The organism is Idiomarina sp. UBA4206, from assembly GCF_002383015.1.
Classification (GTDB): Bacteria; Pseudomonadota; Gammaproteobacteria; order Enterobacterales; family Alteromonadaceae; genus Idiomarina; species Idiomarina abyssalis.
Genome location: NZ_DFTS01000077.1, coordinates 1 through 632, shown reverse-complemented (window position 1 = coordinate 632; position 632 = coordinate 1). Strand labels below are relative to the sequence as shown.

The 632-nt window shown below is 48.1% G+C and carries 1 pseudogene; it reads right to left on the bottom strand.

Going from position 1 to position 632, the window contains the following annotated elements:
- Positions 1 to 566 (bottom strand): annotated as a pseudogene (carB, locus tag B3180_RS15520) (carbamoyl phosphate synthase large subunit); the annotation flags it as partial.
- Between the last annotated feature and the right edge of the window lie 66 nt (positions 567 to 632).

Sequence of the window (632 nt, the reverse complement as noted above, 5' to 3'; positions counted from 1 at the left end):
TCAAATTCTTCGCGGTTATAAGCGATACCGCCGCCGCTGCCACCCATAGTGAAAGACGGACGAATAATACAAGGGAAACCCAATCGGCTAAGTACATCGAAGGCTTCATCTAAGCTGTGTGCCATTTCAGCGTTAGGTGTCTCAAGTCCAATTGCTTTCATCGCTTTGTCAAAGCGGTCACGGTTCTCGGCTTTATCAATAGCGTCTGCATTGGCGCCAATCATTTCCACTTTATAACGTTCAAGTACACCGTGTCGGTCAAGATCCAAAGCGCAATTCAAAGCCGTTTGCCCACCCATGGTCGGTAAAACAGCATCAGGACGTTCACGCTCTATAATCTTCTCGACCACTTCCCAGTGAATGGGCTCAATATAAGTGGCATCGGCCATTTCCGGATCGGTCATAATGGTAGCGGGGTTAGAGTTAACCAGAATTACCCGGTAACCTTCTTCGCGCAGCGCTTTACACGCTTGAGCTCCAGAGTAATCAAACTCACACGCCTGGCCAATAACAATCGGGCCTGCGCCCAGAATCAGAATACTTTTAATGTCGGTACGTTTTGGCATAAAGTCGCTCTATCTGTCCTTTCGCTACGGATGACGGTATCGAATATCATTCGACGAATCAGGCAT